This is a genomic window from Vibrio sp. 1288, from assembly GCF_033344475.1.
Genome location: NZ_JAWPOX010000533.1, coordinates 1 through 693, shown reverse-complemented (window position 1 = coordinate 693; position 693 = coordinate 1). Strand labels below are relative to the sequence as shown.

Here is a 693-nt window from a genome sequence, read left to right as displayed (position 1 = left end):
CCTGATGGGGCTTTTGTTCACTGGTTATTCCGTGCGCGAAATTTGCCGCAAACTCAGCATCAACCCAAAAACGTTTTATGATCACGTTGACCACATCGCCAGTCGTTGTCGTCGTAAGCTCGCGACCATTGATGCTCGTTGGGTTAATCACGCCAGTCACTACGAGTTGGCTTCCAGCTACATTGCCTTGCAGCCACACAGCAATAATGGAGTGTACTGGATTGTGTCTGGTGAAGCGCACTCGGGCTACATTCTTTGCCAACACGTGAACTACTCTTCGGATGAAGAACCTATCGCGACGCTGGATCACAACCCGTACGACGAAGTTTCTCGGTTTGGCTCTCAAGAGGACACAGCGGAAGCGAGTGAGCCACCAGCGGAACCTTCTAGTCACCTTAGAGAGCGCATTGACCAAAAATACCAAACGATTTTGGCTCGTGGTAACGTCGAAGATCCGCTCGGTAACTTATCGGTATTTCATTACCCATCGAAAGGCGCGTTAGTTCGTCCTCCTTACACCTCGTACGCGCACTATTTGCATGTACTTGATATGTGTTGCCCTAACAAGCGGGTTTCGATTTACATGCCACAAGATCCCCTGCTCCGCTCTGCAGCGTTGAGCGTTTGTTTGTCTCGTATTCAAGAGAAAAACGTCGATCTGATGTATGTAGAAGAAGACGCTGGCTGGGACAT

At 49.6% G+C, this 693-nt stretch carries 1 pseudogene; it reads left to right on the top strand.

The annotated features are described in order from the left end of the window. Window positions 1-693: pseudogene (locus R8O11_RS27865) on the top strand (lactate dehydrogenase); the annotation flags it as partial.